Raw genomic sequence first — 18,396 nt, forward strand, 5'->3', positions numbered from 1 at the left:
GGATCAGGCCGCCTTCAATCGATTGGGCACCAGCCGTTCGCTTGTCAGGGCTGCGCGCTCCCCGGCGGCGTCCTGCCCTTCCTCGCCTGCCTCATGATATTCGGCGTCTTCATTGACTGCCCAGATGTCGTAAAGCTGTTCGCCCGCCTCGATATTGCGGACGGTCAGCATCGCCGTCATCATCGCATGATCCTGGTTGTTGTAGCGATGCATGCCGTTGCGGCCGACCAGATGCAACGTGGGGTAAAGCCGCTGCAATTCGGTCCGCATGGCCAGCACATTGTCGGCATAGCTGTCGTCATAGACCGGATAGGCCTTTTCCTGCCGCACCACCGTGCCGCCGACGACGTCGCCGGGATTACACAGGCCCAGGATCGCCATTTCCCTCTTCGCCAGCTCGATCAGATCGGCGTCGCTCGACGACCAGAGGCCGTCGCCCTCGAAGCAGAAATATTCCAGGCCCACGCAGGCGAGGTCAGGATCGGGCACCATTTCGGGCGACCAGCTCCGGAAATTCTGGATGCGGCCGACCTTGACCTTGCTGTCGTGGATGTAGATCCAGTTGTCGGGGAAGATATCCTCGCCCTTCACCATCAGCGCGACGGTCAGGAAGTCGCGATATTTCAGTTCCATCGCATGGCCCAGCGTGGCGGGCAGCGGATGGATGCGACCGGCCAGCTCGCGCATCGGCGCTGAACTGATGACATGGGCGGCATTGATGACGACTTCGCCATCCGGTCCCTGCGCCACCATGCGCCAGCGGCCGCTGGCCTGATCCTGCGACAATTGGTCCAGGCTATGGGCCATCAGCACCTGATTGCCGCCTGCCACCACGAAGTCGCGCGCCGCTTCCCACATCATGCCGGGGCCAAGGCGCGGATAGCGGAAGCTTTCCAGCAGGGTCTTGGTCGCCATGCCGTCATTGGGCTTCTTGTTGAGGCCAAGCGAACGCTTGAGGCCGTCCACGACCGCACCCCAGAGCGACAGCCCCTTGATGCGCTGCGCCGCCCAGTCCGCCGACATCTCGTCGCAAGGCATGCCCCAGACCTTCTCCGTATAGGTCTTGAAGAAGATCGAGAACAGCTTGTGGCCGAAGGCGTTGACGGTCCAGTCCTGAAAGGAGCGGATATTGCGATTGGGGAACAGCTTCGCCTTGGCGAAGCTCGCCATGCAGAGGGTCGAGCGCCAGATGCCCAGATTGCCGAGCGCTTCGAAGGCGCGCAGCGGGTAGCTGTAGAATTTGCCCTCATAATAGATCCGGCTCATCCGGGGGCGCTGGATAAAATCGTCGGGCAGAATCTCGTTCCAGAGGTCGACGACCTCCTTCGACTTGGAAAAGAAGCGATGGCCGCCAATGTCGAACCGGAAGCCGTTCATTTCGACGGTCCGGCTGATGCCGCCGACATAGATGGGGTCTTTTTCGATGACCCGGACCGAATAGCCCTTTTTGGTTAAGAGATAAGCGGCAGTAAGGCCGGCCGGACCTGCGCCAATAATGGCGACATCCACATTGTGGTCGTTCTGCGGCATCTAAGGCCCCCCGATGAAATCCTTGACCAAATTAGGTGAAGGAAATCTTCTAAGGAGTAGTTAATAGCCGGTAACAATGCAAGATAAGGCAACGCCGACGGATATATGTCCGTCGGCGTCGTCCCTTTTCCTAAAGGCGGATCAGCCCTGACGCTGGGCCTGGATCAACGTGTTGAGGTCCGTGCGGGCGCCGTCCAGGGCTTCACCGAAGCAAGCCCGATAGTCCGGGGTGGCTGGCAGGATCGATCCGTTCATCCAGCCGCACACCTTCTTGGCGGCCTTGGTGATCCGGGAATCGGCCATGCGCGCGCCATGGGTGCTGGCGAGGTTGAGATCGGCCATCGACACGGTGATGCTGCGCGTTTCCATCCCTGTGCGGCCGTCGACCACCACATCCATGTCATTGATGCCAGCGAAGGCGTTTGCAGCGGGCAGGGCAAGGGTTATCGCGGCGGTCAACGCCACCAACGTCTTTCTGGTCATCCTGTATCTCCTGTCGAACTTTTTTATAGAGTTCGCCCTACGCCTGACGTGGGAGAAGGGTCCCGAATCAGATAGGCTTCGTGCAGGCACATGAAAAGGGGCCACTTGGCAAAAAGTGGCTGAAAACCGTTATTTTTGCGGATGCGAAAGGATTAGGCGCCCTTTCGCATCCGCATCATTTCATGATCAATGGCGGAAGTGGCGCATGCCGGTGAAGACCATGGCAAGACCCGCTTCGTCGGCTGCCGCGATCACTTCCTCGTCGCGGATGGACCCGCCCGGCTGGATCACTGCCGTCGCGCCCGCCTCGACCGCCGTCAGCAGGCCGTCGGCAAAGGGGAAGAAAGCATCGGAGGCGACCGCAGAGCCGATGGTGTGGGCTTCGCTCCAGCCTGCCTTTTCGGCGGCGTCCCTGGCCTTCCAGGCGGCGATGCGCGCGGATTCGAGGCGGTTCATCTGACCCGCGCCAATGCCGGCGGTGCTGTTGCCCTTGGCATAGACGATGGCGTTGGACTTCACATGCTTGGCAACGGTCCAGGCGAACAGGCAGTCGGTGAGTTCCTGTTCGGTCGGGGCGCGCCTAGTGACGACTTTCAGCATGTCGCGGGTGATGCGGCCATTGTCGCGGCCCTGCACCAAAAGGCCGCCAGCGATGCTCTTGATCTGAAGGCCAGTACGCGCCGGATCGGGCAGTTCACCGGTCAGCAGCAGGCGGAGATTCTTCTTCTTGGCAAAGATCGCCTTGGCGTCCTCGTCCGCGTCAGGCGCGGCGACGACTTCGGTGAAGATGCCGCTGATCGCCTCGGCGGTCGGGCCGTCGAGCGGGCGGTTGACGGCGATGATGCCGCCAAAGGCAGACACGCTGTCGCAGGCGAGCGCGGCTTCATAGGCTTCGATCAGCGTGTCGCCGGTGGCGACGCCACAGGGATTGGCGTGCTTGACGATGACCACGGTTGGCGGGCCGTCGCGAAATTCGCTCACCAGCTCCAGCGCGGCGTCGGCGTCGTTATAATTATTGTAGCTCAGTTCCTTGCCCTGGATCTGCTTCGCCTGGGCGATGCCGTTCGCGGAAGGACCGACGGGCAGATAAAGCGCGGCCGACTGATGCGGGTTTTCGCCATAGCGCAGGGTCGAGCCGAGCTTGCTCGACATGGAGAGGCTTTCGGGGAACTGCACGCCCTGATCGGCAAAGGCGAACCAGCTCGCGATCATCGAGTCATAGGCGGCGGTGGCGGCATAAGCCTTGGCCGCAAGCATGCGGCGGAAATCATAGCTGGTCGCGCCGCCCTTCTCCTCCATTTCCGCGATCAGGCGGGCATAGTCGGCGGGATCGGTGACGATCGCCACGCTTTCATGATTCTTCGCGGCGGAACGGACCATGGACGGGCCGCCAATGTCGATATTCTCGATGATCTCCTCACGCTCTGCCCCTTTTGCAACGGTGGCGGCGAAAGGATAGAGGTTGACGACGACGAGGTCGATCGCCCCGATTGCATGCTCGTCCATCGAAGCGACATGCTCGGGATTGCCCCGCACGGCGAGCAGGCCGCCATGGACCTTGGGGTGCAGCGTCTTGACGCGGCCGTCCATCATTTCCGGGAAGCCGGTGAGGTCGGAAATATCCTTCACGGCAAGGCCCGCGTCGCGCAGCGCCTTGGCGGTTCCGCCGGTCGACACCAGTTCGACGCCATGCTTGCCCAGCGCCTGCCCCAGTTCGATGAGGCCGGACTTGTCCGACACAGAAAGGAGGGCGCGTTTGATGGTGACGTCTGACATGAAGGTGCTTCCTGCTGTTCGGGTGCCGCTCAGGCTTGCCGCAGCCCTCTAATCCCGCTTGGACCTTGCGGCAAGCTTGTAGGATTTGGGTGAGACAGGCGGCTCGATAGAGCTACGGAAATGGGCCGTTTTTTGTTCGACGGTCGAGGCAATGGCCAGAATTCGTCTCCACTGTAATCCGCCTCCACTGTCCTTAAGACGCCAGCGACCGGGGCGCCGCGCGCAGGCCAGCCAGGTTGATCGACTGGGTGAACTCCACCCCCAGCCGATCCTCCTTCGACCAACGGGCAATGGCGTTGACGGTCTGGTTGTCGCCAAGATCGATCGCGAACAGCGTGCCTTCCGGCACGTCCCACAAACCCTCCAACTGCGCGCCGGTGGAGGAGATGTTGCGGATACGCCCGGTATAGACATGGCCGTCATGATGCACGGCGACCGTGCGCAACATGGTCTTGCGTTCCGGCCGGCTCGATTGGAATCCCTGAAGCATCGCAGCACCGCCATGGCGGTGCTGCTGGACCAGTACATCCGCCGCGGGCACCGGGCGGCCATAGACATAGCCCTGAATATGGCTGCACCCCAGATTGCGGATCAAAGCGAGCTCGTCCTGCGTCTCCGCGCCTTCCGCCGTGGTGTCCATGCCCAGCGCCTCGGCCAGGCTGACGATCGCCTTGATGATCGCGCTGTTGGGGCTGCCCTTGATCGCGGCGCCACGCACGAAACTCTGGTCGATCTTGATCTTGTCGAACGGCGCTTTCTTCAAATAGCCGAGCGAGGAATAGCCGGTGCCGAAATCGTCCAGCGCCAGGCGCACGCCAATGCCCTTCAGCCGCGAAAACATCGAATCCGTGCCGTCATCATCGTTCAGGAACACGCTTTCGGTGATCTCCAGTTCCAGCCGCTGGGGCGCCAGGCCCGAGGCCGCGAGTGCATTCATCACGATCGAAGGCAGGCCCGGATTGGCGAACTGGATCGGGGAGACGTTGACCGCCACCCGCACGCCATCGGTCCATTGCGCCGCATCCCGGCAGGCGGTGCGAAGCACCCATTCACCGATCGGGCCGATCAGGCCGCTTTCCTCCGCGATCGGCACGAACAGGGTGGGCGAAATCGCGCCGCGCACCGGATGCTGCCAGCGCAACAACGCTTCATAGCCGGTGATCTGCTCGGTCCTGGAGCAGACGACAGGCTGGTAGACGAGATGCAGGCTGTTTTCGACCAGCGCCTTGCGCAGATCCTCCTCCAACTGGCGGCGATCCTCCGCATCGGCGTGCATTTCCGGCGAATAGAAGCGGTAAACGCCGCGCCCGTCGCCCTTGGCCGCATAGAGCGCCAGATCGGCGTTGCGGATCAATTCCTCTGCGGTGACGCCGTCCTGCGGGCAGAAGGAAATGCCGATCGACACGCCGATGACGACCGCCGTATTCCCTATCGTATAGGGTTGGGACACGTCGGTGATGATCGCCCGCGCCAGATGATCCAGCGTGATCTTGTCGGGCCGGCTAGGCAGCAGAATCTTGAATTCGTCGCCGCCCTGACGGCCGACCAGCCCCTTGTCCCCGACCACGCGCCGGATGCGCTCGCTCACCTGGCGCAACAGCGCGTCGCCCGCCGGATGACCGAGCGTGTCGTTGACGATCTTGAACCGGTCGAGGTCCAGCATCATCAGCGTGCAGTCCCGGGGTTGCCCCTTCTTGCCCGCGACCGCCTGCTCCAGCGAGCGCATCATCTGCACCCGGTTGGCAAGCCCGGTCAGCGAGTCATATTGGGCGAGCCGCGTCACCTCCGCCTGGCTGCGGCGCATTTCGGTGAGGTCGGTGCCGCTGCCCCGGAAGCCGTGGAACTGGCCGAATTCGTTGAACACCGGCTGGCCGGAGATCGACCACCAGCGTTCATCCTTCGTCATGGCGGCACGGACCGGAATTTCGGCAAAGCCGGTGCGCGCCGACAGATGGAAACCCAATGTGCGCTCGCCATCGCCGTCCTGCCGGTCGCCGGGGCGGATGATCTCCGTGATCGGACGGCCGATCAGCGCCTCATTGCTTAGGTCGAGCGTGCGGACCAGCGTATCGGAAATATAGGCGATGCAGCCATGGCGATCGGTTTCCCAGAACCAGCCGCGGCCCGATTGTTCATATTCGTGCAGCAACCGATCGGATCGCTGGGCGCGCAAGTCGCGCTGATGGAAGGCGATGGCGCGATTCATGTCGGCATTCGCCTGACGCAGCGCGGCGATGAGCATCACCGCGATGCAACTGATCAACAGGCCGATCTGCGCGAAATCCCCCCGATGCAGGACGGAGGCGATCAGCAGGCCGCAAAAATAGCTGACCCCCAGCAAGCGCCGGTCACCGAAGATCGACACCGCCATCAGCGCGACCGCCATTTCCGCCGCCAGGTTGCGGGATAGCGCGCCCACGATCAGCGATGGCCCCAGCATCAGGCTGAAGCTCAGGCCCGAGAGCAGCACCATGGGCAGCATCAGCCATTTCTGGTGATGCGGCCGCAGGCGCTGAAAGCGCGCGCCGCGGGGGGCCACGATCGCGACGCCATCCACCAGCAGCATGGCGGACAGGGCGACGGCATGGCCGATATTGTCCGCTTCGTAAAAGGGGACATGCAGCAGGGCGGTGATGCACAGTTTGCCCAGCAGGACCAGCGGCCAGAGCCGGGCGATATGGACGAAGGTGCCGGAAATCCACGAAGCGTCGACCGACGCCCCGCTCTCGGCCAAGCCGAGGGCCGCGACGAGGTCGGTTCGCCGCGATTGCAGTTCCGCCAGATTCGTCCGCAAGGAAGTCATATTTCCTGCGTAACGGGAAGAGATTGAAAGAAACTTACCCGCTTGGCGGCAGACCGATCCTTCAGAGCAAGGTCAACCGAAGGCGGGTGGGAAGGTGGAGAGGGGCTCTCGCAAATCCGTCATCCCAGCGAACGCTGGGATGACCATGTTATCAATGCCCGATCGCAGCCAAACCCTCAGACGCGCATCGGCATCAGCACGTAAAGCGCCGGGCTGCGGTCGTCCTCGCGGATCAGCGTCGGCGCGGCGGCGTCGGCCAAATGCAGCTCGACCAGATCGCTGTCGATCTGGCCCAATATGTCGAGCAGATAGCGAGCGTTGAAGCCGATGTCGAAACCCTCGCCCTGGAAGGCGCCAGGAACTTCTTCCGCCGCCGTGCCGTTTTCAGGGCTGGTGACGGAGAGCGTGATCTTGTCGCGGTCCAGCGTCATCTTGACCGCACGGGTCTTTTCGGTGGCGATGGTGGCGACGCGGTCCACGCCTTCCTCGAAGCTGCGCGGGTCGATCTTGAGCAGCTTGTCGTTGGCGGTCGGAATGACGCGACTGTAATCGGGGAAGGTGCCGTCGATCAGCTTGCTGGTCAGGATCGCGCTACCAAGGCCAAAGCGGATCTTGCTGGCGGACAGCGAAATCTGGACCGAGCCTTCGACCTCGTCGAGCAGCTTGCGGAGTTCACCGATGCACTTGCGGGGTATGATGATGCCCGGCATGCCGTCGGCGCCATCGGGACGCGGCACGGTGACGCGGGCGAGGCGATGGCCGTCGGTGGCGGCGGCCTTCAGCACCGGCTGGCCGTCATCCGAAACATGGAAATAAATGCCGTTGAGGTAATAGCGCGTCTCTTCGGTCGAGATGGCGAAGCGCGTCTTGTCGATGATCTGCTTCAGCGTCTCGGCCGGCAGTTCGAAGCTGGTCGGCAGGTCGCCTTCCGCGATCACCGGGAAATCGTCGCGCGGCAGGGTCGACAGGTTGAAGCGGGCGCGGCCCGCCTGGATCAGCATCTTGCCCTCGGCCGCCTGGAGCGACACCTGCGACCCTTCGGGCAGCTTGCGGGCGATGTCGAACAAGGTGTGGGCGGAAATGGTGGTCGCGCCAGGCTGTTCCACCTGCGCCGAAACGCTTTCGACGATCTGGAGGTCGAGGTCGGTCGCCATCAGCTTGATCGCGCCATCCGCCGATGCTTCGATCAGCACGTTGGACAGGATCGGAATCGTGTTGCGCCGCTCGACCACCGACTGGACGTGGCTGAGGCTCTTGAGCAGCGTTGCGCGTTCGATGGTGGCCTTCATGTCCCTGTTCTGTCCGTTTCTTTTCTGCGCAAAGCCCGAACTCAGTCGAATCCGGGCGACAATGATGGATGATCCTTCATAGCCGCTGTTGCGGCTTGGGCAAGCGTTCGGTGCGCCTTTCGTTTCGACCGGGGTTGCAAAAGGGAACAGCATAGGCTTTGCGGGGGATGTGAAACGCTTGGCCGCCCTCGCCCTTCCCCTGTTGATGCTTGGCGTGACGGCTGAGGCGCGCGATTCATTGGGCGTTTTCGATGCCTGGGGCGCGTTCCGCGATACGGCCAGCCCGCGCTGCTATGCCATAGCCATGCCGGTGACGGCGAAGTCGGAGGGCTTTGCCGCGGTCGGGAGCTGGCCGCGCCAGCGCGTGCGCGGTCAGGTGCATTTTCGCTTGAGCCGGATGCGGGCAGATGAGGCTGCGGTGATTTTGAATGTAGGCGACCGGCGTTTTACGCTGGTGGCGGGGCAAGTCGACGCCTGGGCGCCCGATGCGCGGGCAGACGCGGCGATCATCGCGGCGATGCGCTCCGCGACGAGCATGAGCGTGCAGACGCGGGATGCGCGTGGGCGGGGTTTTGCCGACACCTATGCGCTGCGCGGGGCGGCTACGGCGATCGATGCGGCAGCGCTGGGGTGCGCGCGGTTGCGCTAGAAACGCGCCGCTTTAAAAATGCGCGAAAATCGGCTATGGGCGCGGCCATGCAGACAGCCGCCAACCCCTTGATGCCGATTCCCGGCCTTATCGATCCTGTGCCCGTACCTCGTGCGGTGACACCTCGCGAGGATGGGCGCGTCGACCTGACGGGGCTGTCGCGCCCCCAGATGAAGGGCGCGCTGGAAGAAGCCGGGCTCGATCAGAAGCAGGCGAAGCTGCGCTCCAAGCAGCTTTTCCACTGGCTCTATCATCGCGGTGAAACGGATTTCGACGCGATGACCGACCTCGCCAAGCCGATGCGCGGCTGGATGGCGGAGCGCTTCGTCGTCGGCCGTCCGCAGGTGGTCGAGGCGCAGGTATCGAGCGACGGCACGCGCAAATGGCTGCTGCGGTCGGACGATGGGCAGGATTATGAGATGGTGTTCATCCCGGACGCGGACCGGGGGACGCTCTGCGTTTCCAGCCAGGTGGGGTGTACGCTCAACTGCCGTTTCTGCCATACCGGCACGATGCGGCTGGTCCGGAACCTGACGCCGGGCGAGATCGTGGGTCAGGTCATGCTGGCCCGCGATGCGCTGGGCGAATGGCCCAAGGGGAGCATGGCCTCGGCCAATGACGATGAGGCGGACGACGCGTCGCAATATTCGCCGGACGGACGGATGCTGACCAACATCGTGATGATGGGCATGGGCGAGCCGCTCTATAATTTCGACCATGTGCGCGACGCGCTGAAGGTCGTGATGGATGGCGATGGGCTAGCGCTTTCGAAGCGGCGGATTACCCTCTCCACCTCCGGCGTGGTGCCGATGATGGCGCGGGCAGGCGAGGAGATCGGCGTGACCCTGGCCGTATCGCTCCATGCCGTGACCAAGGATGTGCGCGACGAGCTGGTGCCGCTCAACAAGAAATATGGCATCGAGCAGTTGTTGCAGGCCTGCGCCGACTATCCGAACGCGAACAATGCGCGGCGCATCACCTTCGAATATGTGATGATCAAGGACAAGAATGACAGCGATGACGATGCGCGTGAGCTGGTCCGGCTGCTCCGCCAGTATAAGCTGCCCGCCAAGGTCAATCTGATCCCGTTCAATCCCTGGCCGGGCACGGACTATGAATGCTCGACGCCCGAGCGGATTCGCGCTTTCAGCAGCATCGTGTTCGAAGGCGGAATCAGCGCGCCGGTGCGCACGCCGCGCGGGCGGGACATCATGGCCGCCTGCGGGCAGCTCAAATCCGCTTCGGAGAAGAAGAGCCGGGCCGAGCTGGATCGGCTCGCCGCGGAGAAGCAAGCCGCGCTCGGATAGAGCGGGGCTGATGATCCGCGCCTCTCATGGCGCGAGACGGAAACCCCGCCCGGAACGGCGGGGTTTTTCTTGTGAGTTTCGTCCGGGCGGCATGAGAAGGATGGAATTATGACGGACGAAGAGATTGAACGGATCGCGACGGGCTTTTGTGCGCGGACGCTGCCCAAGGAGGAGTGGACCCATATGGCCCATTTCTCGACGGCCTTATGGCTGATACTGCGGCGGCCGGATGTCATGCCTGAGCGCGACATGCCGGGGATGATCGCGGCCTATAATGAGAGCGTGGGCGGCGTGAACAACGACATGTCGGGCTATCATGAGACGATCACGCAGGCGTCGCTGAGCGCGGCGCGAGCGATCCTGGCGGGCTTGCTGGAAGGCGTGACGCCGGGCGAGGCCTTTGCGGCGCTGATGAACTCGCCCATGGCCGACAAGGACTGGCTGTTTGCCTATTGGTCGCGCGAGCGGCTGATGTCGGTGGAGGCGCGGCGGACGTGGGTGGAGCCGGACCTCAAGCCCCTGCCCTGGGCATAGAAAAAGGGCGGCCCCGGCTGGGACCGCCCTTCCCCTGTTCTATCCGAGAGGGATTAGAAACGGAAGCCGATGCCGACGACGCCAGCGTCACGGCCGCCGATGCCATCTTCATACTCGCTGCGCTGATATTCAGCCGAGATGTAGGTGTTGCCGGTCACCGCGAATTCCGCGCCGCCACCGTAACGCACGCCTTCGAACGAACCGCCAGCGTTGCTGTTCGATACTTCGATGCGGGTGTTGGCATAGCCGACCTTGCCGAACGCCAGGATGCGCGGGGTCACGACATAGCCGAGACGGACCGAAGCGGCGAGGTCACGGCTGATTTCCGTGCCGCCGGCGCCGACGGTGGTGTCATTGAGCGACACTTCCGGGCCGAAGGTGATGCGCGGAGCGACGGCCAGATCATAGCCGGTCGACACGCCGTAAGCGAAGCCGTCTTCGCCGCCCAGCTTGTCATAGCCCAGCGTCACGCCAGCGCGCGGACCGGTGAAGGGCGCAGCATCCTGAGCGAAAGCGGGAGCAGAAACAGCGGCAGCAGCAAGGGCTGCGAAAATCACAGTCTTCATAAAATCCTCATATTACGAGAAACGCACAGTCCATGAACTGGACAGGCGTTTTGTTCTTTTTACGGGATGGCGTTGCACTTGATTATTTCATCGCCATTTGGAACACCGATTTTTATTCGGCTTATCCTCCCGTCCTGCACGCAGCGATGTGTGTCGCTGACGGCGCGCATATGTAACGTGATCGTCATTGTTGCAAGTTGGATATGAACTTTACAAATGTGTGATGCTTTTTCGCAACAGTCTGACTTTGCATGAAAATAGGGCGGCCCCGACGGAACCGCCCCTTTTCGTCCATAATGGACATTAGGTCAGAAACGGAAACCGACGCCGACCACGCCAGCGTCACGGCCACCGAAATTATCTTCATATTCGGTGCGCTGATATTCAGCCGAAATATAGGTGCGCGGCGTCACCGAATATTCCAGGCCGCCGCCATAGCGCACGCCTTCCAGCGTCTGGTGATCGCCGGGGATTTCGAAGCGGCTGTTGGCATAGCCGACCTTGCCGAACGCCAGCACCTGCGGGGTCACGACATAGCCGAGGCGCACCGAAGCGGCGAGATCGCGGCTGGCATCGACGCCGCCGAACTCAGCGGTGGACTCGCTCAGGGACACTTCCGGACCAAAAGTGATGCGCGGGGTGACGGCCAGGTCATAGCCGGTCGACACGCCATAGCTGAAACCGTCGCTGCCCTGGACCTTGTCATAGCCCAAGGTAATGCCAGCCCGAGGACCAGTAAAAGGTGCAGTATCCTGAGCAAAAGCGGGAACAGAAACAGTGACAGCAGCAATAGCTGCGAGAATCGCAGTCTTCATGATATTCCTCATTGGCTTATCTGATACCCTGAACCGGGCAGGGATTATCTATGGCTTCAATCAGTTTTTAAAAAGGACTGATCTGTAAAATATTTTCGATCTTATCCCTCTTGAAATATGATGGAATCCATCCATGCGAACTTCAAAATCCGGAAGCGTTACTTGGTCCCGGCAGCGGCGCTTATGGACCCGGAATCTGGCTCCCACATGAACGGAATCATGAAAAAGAATTCATGCGCGCAGCATCGCCATCCTTTTTGACGCCGCTGGTGCAAAAGGGTAACAGTCGCCTATGGATAGCGCCTTGTCCGATCCGAAACTGGTGCTGCGCCACAGCTTGCCGACGCGTCTGTGGCATTGGCTGAACGCGGCGCTGCTCTATGTGCTGTTCACCAGCGGGTTGGGCATCTTCAACGCGCATCCCCGGCTCTATTGGGGGCAATATGGCGCGAATTTCGACCACCCCTGGCTGACGCTGGAGCGCTTCGGCGGCTGGATCACCCTGCCCGCTCATTATAATCTGGCGATGTCGCGGCACTGGCACCTGACCGCCGCGCCGATCTTCGCCTTTGCGCTGCTCTTCTACATGCTCTGGAGCCTGTTCGGGCGGCATCTGGCGCGCGACCTCGCCTTCCGGCGCGGGGAACTGGCGCCCCGCCATGTCTGGCAGGACATCAGGGATCATGCCCGGCTGCGCTTTCCTACGGGGGAAGCGGCGCTGCGCTACAATGTGTTGCAGAAGGCAAGCTATATCGGCGTGATCTTCGTCGCGCTGCCGCTCATCATCCTGACGGGGCTCACCATGTCGCCCGGCATGAACGCGGCCTGGCCCTGGCTGGTCGAACTGTTCGGCGGAAGGCAGTCGGCGCGATCGATCCACTTCATCGCCGCCTTCGCCCTGGCGGCCTTCTTCCTGGTGCATATGTTGATGGTGCTGCTGGCGGGGCCGCTAAACGAGATTCGGTCGATGATCAGCGGGCGCTACCGGCTGCCGGAGGCGCGGCGATGAGCCTGATCCTGAGCCGCCGGGCGTTGGTCCTGGGCGCCGCCGCGACGCTGGCGGGCTGCGACCGGCTGGCAAGCAACGAGACGGTACGGGAAGCGTTGTTTTCTGCCGAGAATTTCCATAAATGGGCGCAGCGCAGTCTGATGGCCCGCGACGCGCTGGCCCATGAATTTCGCCCGGACCAGATCTCCCCCTTCTTCCGGCCCAACGGCACCGCCAACCCCAATACGCCCGAATATAGGGCGCTATGGCGCAGCGGCTTTGCCGACTGGCGATTGCGGGTCGGCGGGCTGGTCGCGCGGCCCCTATCCCTGTCGCTAGCTGACCTCCATGCCCTTCCCCATCGCGAGCAGATCACGCGGCATGACTGTGTCGAGGGATGGAGCGCCATCGGCAAATGGCGCGGCGTGCCGTTGAAGCCGATCCTTGAAGCGGCACGACTACGGGAAGGCGCGCGCTACATCGTCTTTCACTGCGCCGACGATATGGGCGGCGGGCGCGGCTATTATGAAAGCATCGATCTGATGGACGCCTTCCACCCGCAGACCATCCTCGCTTTCGCGCTCAACGACCAGCCTTTGCGCGTCGCCAATGGCGCGCCGCTCAGGCTGCGGGTGGAACGGCAATTGGGCTACAAGCAGGCGAAATATTTGATGCAGATTGAGGCGGTTGCGTCGTTGGACGGCATCGGCAGGGGCAAGGGCGGCTTCTGGGAAGACCATGCCGGCTATGATTGGTATGCCGGCATTTGACGCGGGCGGAACGACCTGACAGGGTAGCCCCATGAAATTGTTCGATCGCGTCATCAAGCGGCTGGTCACGCGGGGCCAGCTCAGCATCTACTATCATGACGGCAGAAAGATCACGGTCGGGTCGCCCGAACCGGGCTTTCCGTCGCTGGCGCTGAAATTCCACGATGCGCGGGTGCCCTTCGACATCATCAAGGATCCGCGGCTGGGCATGGCCGAAGCCTTCATCGACGGGCGCGTGTCGATCGAGGGCGGCGGGATCATGGAACTGATCTCGCTCATCCGCATGAACAATGCCTGGGAAACCGGCAAGTCGATCAGCGATCTCGGTTCGGTCAAGCGTGGTTTCAAGACGATCCGGCGCAAGCTGTGGGCCGCCAACCACCGGGCGCGGTCCAAGGCCAATGTCGCCCATCATTATGATCTGTCGGGCGCGCTCTATGCCCTCTTCCTCGACCGCGACCGGCAATATAGCTGCGCCTATTTCCCCGATGCCGGCAATGAGACGGGCATCAGCCTGGAACAGGCGCAGGAGGACAAGAAGGCGCATATCGCCGCCAAGCTGCATTTGAAGCCGGGCATGAAGGTGCTGGATATAGGCTGCGGCTGGGGCGGCATGGCGCTTTATCTGCATCGCACCTGCGGGGTGGACGTGACCGGCATCACCTTGTCGGAAGAGCAGCTCAAGATCGCGCGGCAACGGGCGCAGGATGCGGGCGTGGCCGACCATGTGCGCTTCGAACTGATCGACTATCGCGACATGGATGGGCCGTTCGACCGGATCGTGTCGGTCGGCATGTTCGAACATGTCGGGACCAAGGATTACCGCACTTTCTATAATAAATGCCGCGAACTGCTGACGCCGGACGGGGTGATGCTGATCCACACCATCGGGCGGGTCGACGGGCCGGGCATCACCGACGCCTTCACCCAGAAATATATCTTCCCCGGCGGCTATATCCCCGCCCTGTCGGAGATGATTCAGGGCAGCGAGGGCACGCGGCTGATGGTCACGGATGTGGAGGTGCTGCGCATCCACTACGGCCTTACCATCCGCGAATGGTACAAGCGGACGCTGGCGCACAAGGCGGACATCGTCGCGCTCTATGACGAGCGTTTCTTTCGCCTCTGGACCTTCTATCTGGCAGGCGCGGCCACCGTTTTCGAGCATGGCGGCATGGTGAATTATCAGGTCCAATATGTCCGCGACCGCCGCAGCCTGCCCATTACACGCGATTATATGCTGGAGGCGGAAAGCGCTCTTAGAGGCCGCTGATTGACCATGAATATTGGCTGACGGCGCCGTTCCCGGACGGTTCAGTCAGGCCGGTGCATCTTTCCTTCATGACCCCGGCGACGGGTGTGCATGTTGAGGAGAGACGGACATGAATATCTTGTGGAAGGGCGCGGCGGCCCTGGGCTTGGCGATCACCGCCATGGGTGTGAGCGCAGCCCCTGCACAGGCGCAATATTATGGCGGCTATGATTATGGCTATCGGGACGGTTATCGCGGCGATCGCTATGACGACCGGCGTTGGGATGATCGGCGTTGGGATGACCGGCGCTGGGATGGTCGGCGCGATTGGCGGGATGATGACCGCCGTCATTGGCGGGGCGACCGGCGTTACTGGCGCGGCCATTATCGCCAGCGCTGCTGGACCGAGTGGCGCTATAATCACTATCGCGACCGGCGCGTGAAGGTGCGGGTCTGCAACTGAGATCGATAAAATCCTCCCCGTCTTGCGATGGGGAGGATTTATTGCGTCGGGGAGCGGCTTGCGTCATCTTGACGCCATGACCGATCCGATGCCCGTCATTCAGAGCCTGCTATCGGGCCTGCCCATTTTCCTGCTGCACCTGGCCTCCGCCACGCTGGCCTGGCTGGCGGCGCTGGCGCTCTATATGTGGATCACCCCGCATGACGAATTCGCGCTGATCCGTGCCGGCAATCAGGCGGCGGGGATTTCGCTCGGCGGAGCGGCACTCGGACTCGCCGTGCCGCTGGGCTTCTGCCTCGCCGGATCGGTCAATGTCTGGGATATCATGATCTGGGGCAGCGTGACGCTGATCTTGCAACTCATCGCCTTTCGGGTCGTCGATTTCCTGCTGGGCTCGCTATCGACCCGGATCGAGGCGGACGAGCGATCCGCCGCCATCTTCCTGGCCATGATGAAGGTCGCGATCGCCTGCCTCACCGCCGGCGCGGTCGCGAGCTGAGCCGTGGCAGGGCGGCGCCTAGGCTGTCTGCCCGGCATGCTCGGCATCATCCTCGCGCTGCTGTGGATCAGCGAGGTCACCAAGCCGACGCCTCTCCATGTCGAGGCGTTCGACCCCCGCTCGCCCCGCCGCCCCATGCCGCAGTGGAGCGACGAAAGCTTCGTGATCGAGGAACGGGCCGAAGCGCCCGCCGACAGCATGGGGACGACCTTTGCCGTCGATCGCGGCGGCGCCTGGCTGACGGCCGAGCATGTCACCCATGGCTGCACCCGCGTCGGCATAGAGCAGGGCGGCTTTGCCCGGCCCGTATCGCGGCTGGTCGAAAGCCGGGAAGCGGACGCAGCGCTGGTGCGCGGCGGCGTGGCGAGCGACCATGCCCTGCCGCTGTCGGACCGGATGCCGCCGCCGGGATCGGTCGGCTATCATATGGGCTTTCCGGGCGGACAGCCGACGCTGGTCATATCCGAGCTGATCGGCGCCGCCCGCGCCCGGCGCGGCACCGGGGAGGAGACGCAGCCCGTGCTTGCCTGGGCCGAACATGGACGCATTCCGATGGGCGACGGCACGCTGTCGGGCATCAGCGGCGGGCCGGTCTTTGCCGAGGACGGCCATGTCGTCGGCGTCAACAGCGCCGCCACCGACCGGCGTGGACGCATATTGACCACCGCGCCCGATGCGATGATGCGGCTGGTCGTCGCCAGCCGGGCGGTGGGCGACCGGCCCGTCGCCTATCCCTTTCTGGACCTGGCCGATGCGCAGGCGCGCTTCGAATCCTGGCTGGCGCAGGGGGTGATCCGGCGCATCTTCTGCGATGTCGACGATGGACCGGGACAGTTGACGGCGGGGCGGCCAAAGGGCTAGGTCGCGCGCCAGATTGACAGGATTTGGACCATCATGAGCGATACGCCCCCCGACCGCCTTTCCACCAACCCGAAAAGCCCCTTTTTCGACATCGACGTGCTCCAGCGCGGCATCGGCATCAAGTTCAAGGACCGTGTGCGCAACGATGTCGAGGAATATAGCATTTCCGAAGGCTGGATTCGCGTCGCGGCGGGCAAGACCCGCGACCGTCACGGCCAGCCGCTGACGATCAAACTGTCCGGGCCGGTGGAGGCGTGGTTCGAGAACCCTGCCGAGGGCGCTGAGGAAGCGGCAGACAAGGCGGAATAAGTTTTCGTCTGAGGTGAACAAAGAAGAGCGCTGCCTCCTGGGTGAGGCAGCGCCTTTTTTTTAAGCCGTGTTCCTGCGAAGGCAGGAACCCAGTCCTACCCTTTCCTGGAATCGCAACATTTTGAACTGGATTCCTGCCTTCGCAGGAACAGGTTGATTTCAAGAGATTCGTCACACCTCACCGCAACGCCGCGTCGCGCTTCACGTCCGCGATGATATCGCGCAGCGAACGGGCCGAGGGCGTCGCATCGGCATAGCGGATAGCGTGCAGGTCCAGCGCCAGGCGCGGCTGGCTGGCAAGAGATTTACGCGACGGAGCGGCATCCTGCGCCGGATCGTCCTTGGCGATCGTCATGCTGGCGAAGCGCAGGCTGTCGCCCAGCGCCGGATCAGGCCGGAACTCGCGCAATTGCGGCTTGTCGGGATAGATGAAACCGAAGGTCGGATTGCTGCGCGCACCCATCTGGTTGGTCGGGCTGTGCCAGACGCGCACCTCACTCCAGTCGCCCTCCTCAGACACGTCGATCGCCAGCACATCTTCCTCGATCGCGCCGGGCACGGACCAGTTGGCATGCCGGATCAGCACGCGCCGGTCGTCCAGCACCCTGCTGACCACGGCGACATGGCCCAGCACCATCGGCCCCATGGGACGAAAGGCCAGCACCGCGCCCTTGCGGGGCATATGGCCGCGCCTATAGTGATTTTCCGCCTGATCCCACCAGGTCAACGCGTCGCCATAAATCTGCACGCCGGACACGATGCGCGCATAGGGCACGCATTGCAGCACCGTCGCGCCCAGCACAGGCGTCGTCGTCAGACTGGCCAGCAGCAAGGCCGCCCAGCGCATCATTCCCAATTTCATGCGACCCCAGTCCCAGCATCGCCCCACCGCCGATCAGACTAGGCGACAGCCCTTAGGAACTGGTTAAAATGTCAGAAAGCACCACGGGCAGAGTCGCTGCCGGTAGTTGCGCGATCGGCCATGGCGATCTGCACGGGGACGTCGCTCGCCTTATGCGCGTAGATGAAGCCCTTGGCGGGGTTGGGACGCAGGCCCAGATCGCCGGTCGGGCCGTACCAGACACGCACATCGGTCCAGTCATTATTGGGCGACACGTCGACAGCGCGGACATTGCGCTCGATACCGCCGCGATAGGACCAGTTGGCGTGGGTCAGCAGCACTTCGCGATCGCTGATCACCTTGCTGACCATGGCGACATGGCCGACCGGCATGGAACGGCTGGCGGCGAAGGCGAGGACGGCGCCGACGCGCGGCTCATGGCCACGATCATAGCGGCCCTCGGCCTGGCCCCACCAGGTGTTGGCGTTGCCGTACAGTTCGATACCGGAAACCTGACGGGCGAAAGGCGCGCACTGGAGCGTGCCCGCAGCGGCCGGGGTCGTGATCAGGGCGCAGAGCGCGAGCGTTGCCGCTGCGACAAAAGCGCGAAAACCACCGATCATAGAAATGCGACCCCCGACTTGTTTTTAACGACTTAGCC

General features: G+C 62.8%; 19 protein-coding genes. 10 read left to right on the top strand and 9 right to left on the bottom strand.

Annotated features, from left to right (window positions below):
- Positions 1-3: 3 nt before the first annotated feature.
- The 5 genes from K426_RS18345 to dnaN form a co-directional block, all read right to left on the bottom strand.
- Positions 4-1,530 (bottom strand): NAD(P)/FAD-dependent oxidoreductase, encoded by a 1,527-nt coding sequence (locus K426_RS18345; protein WP_066560211.1) that lies wholly within the window; start codon positions 1,528-1,530, stop codon positions 4-6.
- Positions 1,531-1,671: 141 nt separating this feature from the next.
- Positions 1,672-2,013: a UrcA family protein gene (locus K426_RS18350; RefSeq protein WP_066560213.1), complete on the bottom strand. Its 342-nt coding sequence runs from the start codon at positions 2,011-2,013 to the stop codon at positions 1,672-1,674.
- 186 nt (positions 2,014-2,199) lie between these two features.
- Positions 2,200-3,789 carry a bifunctional phosphoribosylaminoimidazolecarboxamide formyltransferase/IMP cyclohydrolase gene (purH, locus tag K426_RS18355; protein WP_066560216.1) on the bottom strand — a complete coding sequence of 530 codons (1,590 nt, stop codon included), beginning with the start codon at positions 3,787-3,789 and terminating at the stop codon, positions 2,200-2,202.
- A gap of 193 nt (positions 3,790-3,982) precedes the next feature.
- Positions 3,983-6,592: an EAL domain-containing protein gene (locus K426_RS18360; RefSeq protein ID WP_066560218.1), complete on the bottom strand. Its 2,610-nt coding sequence runs from the start codon at positions 6,590-6,592 to the stop codon at positions 3,983-3,985.
- Between the two features lie 176 nt (positions 6,593-6,768).
- Positions 6,769-7,881 carry a DNA polymerase III subunit beta gene (gene dnaN, locus K426_RS18365; RefSeq protein ID WP_066561992.1) on the bottom strand — a complete coding sequence of 371 codons (1,113 nt, stop codon included), beginning with the start codon at positions 7,879-7,881 and terminating at the stop codon, positions 6,769-6,771.
- A gap of 205 nt (positions 7,882-8,086) precedes the next feature.
- Between dnaN and K426_RS18370 the strand changes: the two genes are divergently transcribed.
- The 3 genes from K426_RS18370 to K426_RS18380 all read left to right on the top strand — a co-directional run bounded on the left by K426_RS18370 (position 8,087) and on the right by K426_RS18380 (position 10,371).
- Positions 8,087-8,530: a hypothetical protein gene (locus tag K426_RS18370; protein ID WP_206377378.1), complete on the top strand. Its 444-nt coding sequence runs from the start codon at positions 8,087-8,089 to the stop codon at positions 8,528-8,530.
- 47 nt (positions 8,531-8,577) lie between these two features.
- A complete protein-coding gene (gene rlmN, locus K426_RS18375; protein WP_066561996.1) occupies positions 8,578-9,837 on the top strand; it encodes a 23S rRNA (adenine(2503)-C(2))-methyltransferase RlmN in 1,260 nt (419 codons plus the stop codon).
- 108 nt (positions 9,838-9,945) lie between these two features.
- Entirely contained in the window at positions 9,946-10,371 is a 426-nt protein-coding gene (locus tag K426_RS18380) for a hypothetical protein (protein ID WP_066560220.1), read from the top strand.
- Positions 10,372-10,424: 53 nt separating this feature from the next.
- On the opposite strand, the gene K426_RS18385 is transcribed toward K426_RS18380, so the two are convergent.
- Together K426_RS18385 and K426_RS18390 are read right to left on the bottom strand one after the other, a co-directional pair.
- The gene (locus K426_RS18385; RefSeq protein WP_066560223.1) at positions 10,425-10,937 is read right to left on the bottom strand and encodes an outer membrane protein; all 513 of its coding nucleotides are present in this window, start codon (positions 10,935-10,937) and stop codon (positions 10,425-10,427) included.
- 308 nt (positions 10,938-11,245) lie between these two features.
- Positions 11,246-11,752 (bottom strand): porin family protein, encoded by a 507-nt coding sequence (locus K426_RS18390; RefSeq protein WP_066561998.1) that lies wholly within the window; start codon positions 11,750-11,752, stop codon positions 11,246-11,248.
- Positions 11,753-12,044: 292 nt separating this feature from the next.
- Here K426_RS18390 and K426_RS18395 point away from each other — a divergent pair, with 292 nt between their 5' ends.
- The 7 genes from K426_RS18395 to K426_RS18425 all read left to right on the top strand — a co-directional run bounded on the left by K426_RS18395 (position 12,045) and on the right by K426_RS18425 (position 16,894).
- On the top strand, positions 12,045-12,761 hold the full coding sequence (locus tag K426_RS18395) for a cytochrome b/b6 domain-containing protein (RefSeq protein WP_066560225.1): 717 nt from the start codon (positions 12,045-12,047) through the stop codon (positions 12,759-12,761).
- Positions 12,758-13,510, top strand: a complete 753-nt coding sequence (locus tag K426_RS18400; protein WP_066560227.1) for a molybdopterin-binding protein — start codon at positions 12,758-12,760, stop codon at positions 13,508-13,510. The genes K426_RS18395 and K426_RS18400 overlap by 4 nt, the downstream gene beginning before the upstream one ends.
- Positions 13,511-13,541: 31 nt before the next feature.
- Positions 13,542-14,783 carry an SAM-dependent methyltransferase gene (locus K426_RS18405; protein WP_066560229.1) on the top strand — a complete coding sequence of 414 codons (1,242 nt, stop codon included), beginning with the start codon at positions 13,542-13,544 and terminating at the stop codon, positions 14,781-14,783.
- Positions 14,784-14,892: 109 nt separating this feature from the next.
- Positions 14,893-15,225 (top strand): hypothetical protein, encoded by a 333-nt coding sequence (locus K426_RS18410; RefSeq protein WP_066560231.1) that lies wholly within the window; start codon positions 14,893-14,895, stop codon positions 15,223-15,225.
- A gap of 76 nt (positions 15,226-15,301) precedes the next feature.
- Positions 15,302-15,724 carry a DUF350 domain-containing protein gene (locus tag K426_RS18415; protein WP_066560233.1) on the top strand — a complete coding sequence of 141 codons (423 nt, stop codon included), beginning with the start codon at positions 15,302-15,304 and terminating at the stop codon, positions 15,722-15,724.
- A 3-nt stretch (positions 15,725-15,727) separates the two neighbouring features.
- Positions 15,728-16,585, top strand: a complete 858-nt coding sequence (locus K426_RS18420; protein ID WP_066560236.1) for a S1 family peptidase — start codon at positions 15,728-15,730, stop codon at positions 16,583-16,585.
- Positions 16,586-16,618: 33 nt separating this feature from the next.
- Complete coding sequence (locus K426_RS18425) at positions 16,619-16,894, top strand: DUF3297 family protein (protein WP_066560244.1); 276 nt, start codon at positions 16,619-16,621, stop codon at positions 16,892-16,894.
- 178 nt (positions 16,895-17,072) lie between these two features.
- Here K426_RS18425 and K426_RS18430 read toward each other — a convergent pair whose 3' ends face one another.
- Positions 17,073-17,744 carry a CHAP domain-containing protein gene (locus K426_RS18430; protein WP_066560246.1) on the bottom strand — a complete coding sequence of 224 codons (672 nt, stop codon included), beginning with the start codon at positions 17,742-17,744 and terminating at the stop codon, positions 17,073-17,075.
- Between the two features lie 83 nt (positions 17,745-17,827).
- Entirely contained in the window at positions 17,828-18,358 is a 531-nt protein-coding gene (locus tag K426_RS18435; RefSeq protein ID WP_066560247.1) for a CHAP domain-containing protein, read from the bottom strand.
- Positions 18,359-18,396 lie beyond the last annotated feature (38 nt).

The sequence above is a fragment of the Sphingobium sp. TKS genome (genome assembly GCF_001563265.1).
Taxonomy (GTDB): Bacteria; Pseudomonadota; Alphaproteobacteria; order Sphingomonadales; family Sphingomonadaceae; genus Sphingobium.

Excerpts from the sequence above, each read along its gene's own strand:
- K426_RS18345 (WP_066560211.1), bottom strand. The coding sequence starts at position 1,530 with ATGCCGCAGAACGACCACAATGTGGATGTCGCCATTATTGGCGCAGGT.
- K426_RS18435 (WP_066560247.1), bottom strand. The coding sequence starts at position 18,358 with ATGATCGGTGGTTTTCGCGCTTTTGTCGCAGCGGCAACGCTCGCGCTC.
- K426_RS18410 (WP_066560231.1), top strand. The coding sequence starts at position 14,893 with ATGAATATCTTGTGGAAGGGCGCGGCGGCCCTGGGCTTGGCGATCACC.
- rlmN (WP_066561996.1), top strand. The coding sequence starts at position 8,578 with ATGCAGACAGCCGCCAACCCCTTGATGCCGATTCCCGGCCTTATCGAT.
- purH (WP_066560216.1), bottom strand. The coding sequence starts at position 3,789 with ATGTCAGACGTCACCATCAAACGCGCCCTCCTTTCTGTGTCGGACAAG.
- K426_RS18390 (WP_066561998.1), bottom strand. The coding sequence starts at position 11,752 with ATGAAGACTGCGATTCTCGCAGCTATTGCTGCTGTCACTGTTTCTGTT.
- K426_RS18430 (WP_066560246.1), bottom strand. The coding sequence starts at position 17,744 with ATGATGCGCTGGGCGGCCTTGCTGCTGGCCAGTCTGACGACGACGCCT.
- K426_RS18350 (WP_066560213.1), bottom strand. The coding sequence starts at position 2,013 with ATGACCAGAAAGACGTTGGTGGCGTTGACCGCCGCGATAACCCTTGCC.
- K426_RS18425 (WP_066560244.1), top strand. The coding sequence starts at position 16,619 with ATGAGCGATACGCCCCCCGACCGCCTTTCCACCAACCCGAAAAGCCCC.
- K426_RS18360 (WP_066560218.1), bottom strand. The coding sequence starts at position 6,592 with ATGACTTCCTTGCGGACGAATCTGGCGGAACTGCAATCGCGGCGAACC.
- K426_RS18380 (WP_066560220.1), top strand. The coding sequence starts at position 9,946 with ATGACGGACGAAGAGATTGAACGGATCGCGACGGGCTTTTGTGCGCGG.
- K426_RS18385 (WP_066560223.1), bottom strand. The coding sequence starts at position 10,937 with ATGAAGACTGTGATTTTCGCAGCCCTTGCTGCTGCCGCTGTTTCTGCT.
- dnaN (WP_066561992.1), bottom strand. The coding sequence starts at position 7,881 with ATGAAGGCCACCATCGAACGCGCAACGCTGCTCAAGAGCCTCAGCCAC.
- K426_RS18395 (WP_066560225.1), top strand. The coding sequence starts at position 12,045 with ATGGATAGCGCCTTGTCCGATCCGAAACTGGTGCTGCGCCACAGCTTG.
- K426_RS18405 (WP_066560229.1), top strand. The coding sequence starts at position 13,542 with ATGAAATTGTTCGATCGCGTCATCAAGCGGCTGGTCACGCGGGGCCAG.
- K426_RS18400 (WP_066560227.1), top strand. The coding sequence starts at position 12,758 with ATGAGCCTGATCCTGAGCCGCCGGGCGTTGGTCCTGGGCGCCGCCGCG.
- K426_RS18415 (WP_066560233.1), top strand. The coding sequence starts at position 15,302 with ATGACCGATCCGATGCCCGTCATTCAGAGCCTGCTATCGGGCCTGCCC.
- K426_RS18370 (WP_206377378.1), top strand. The coding sequence starts at position 8,087 with ATGCTTGGCGTGACGGCTGAGGCGCGCGATTCATTGGGCGTTTTCGAT.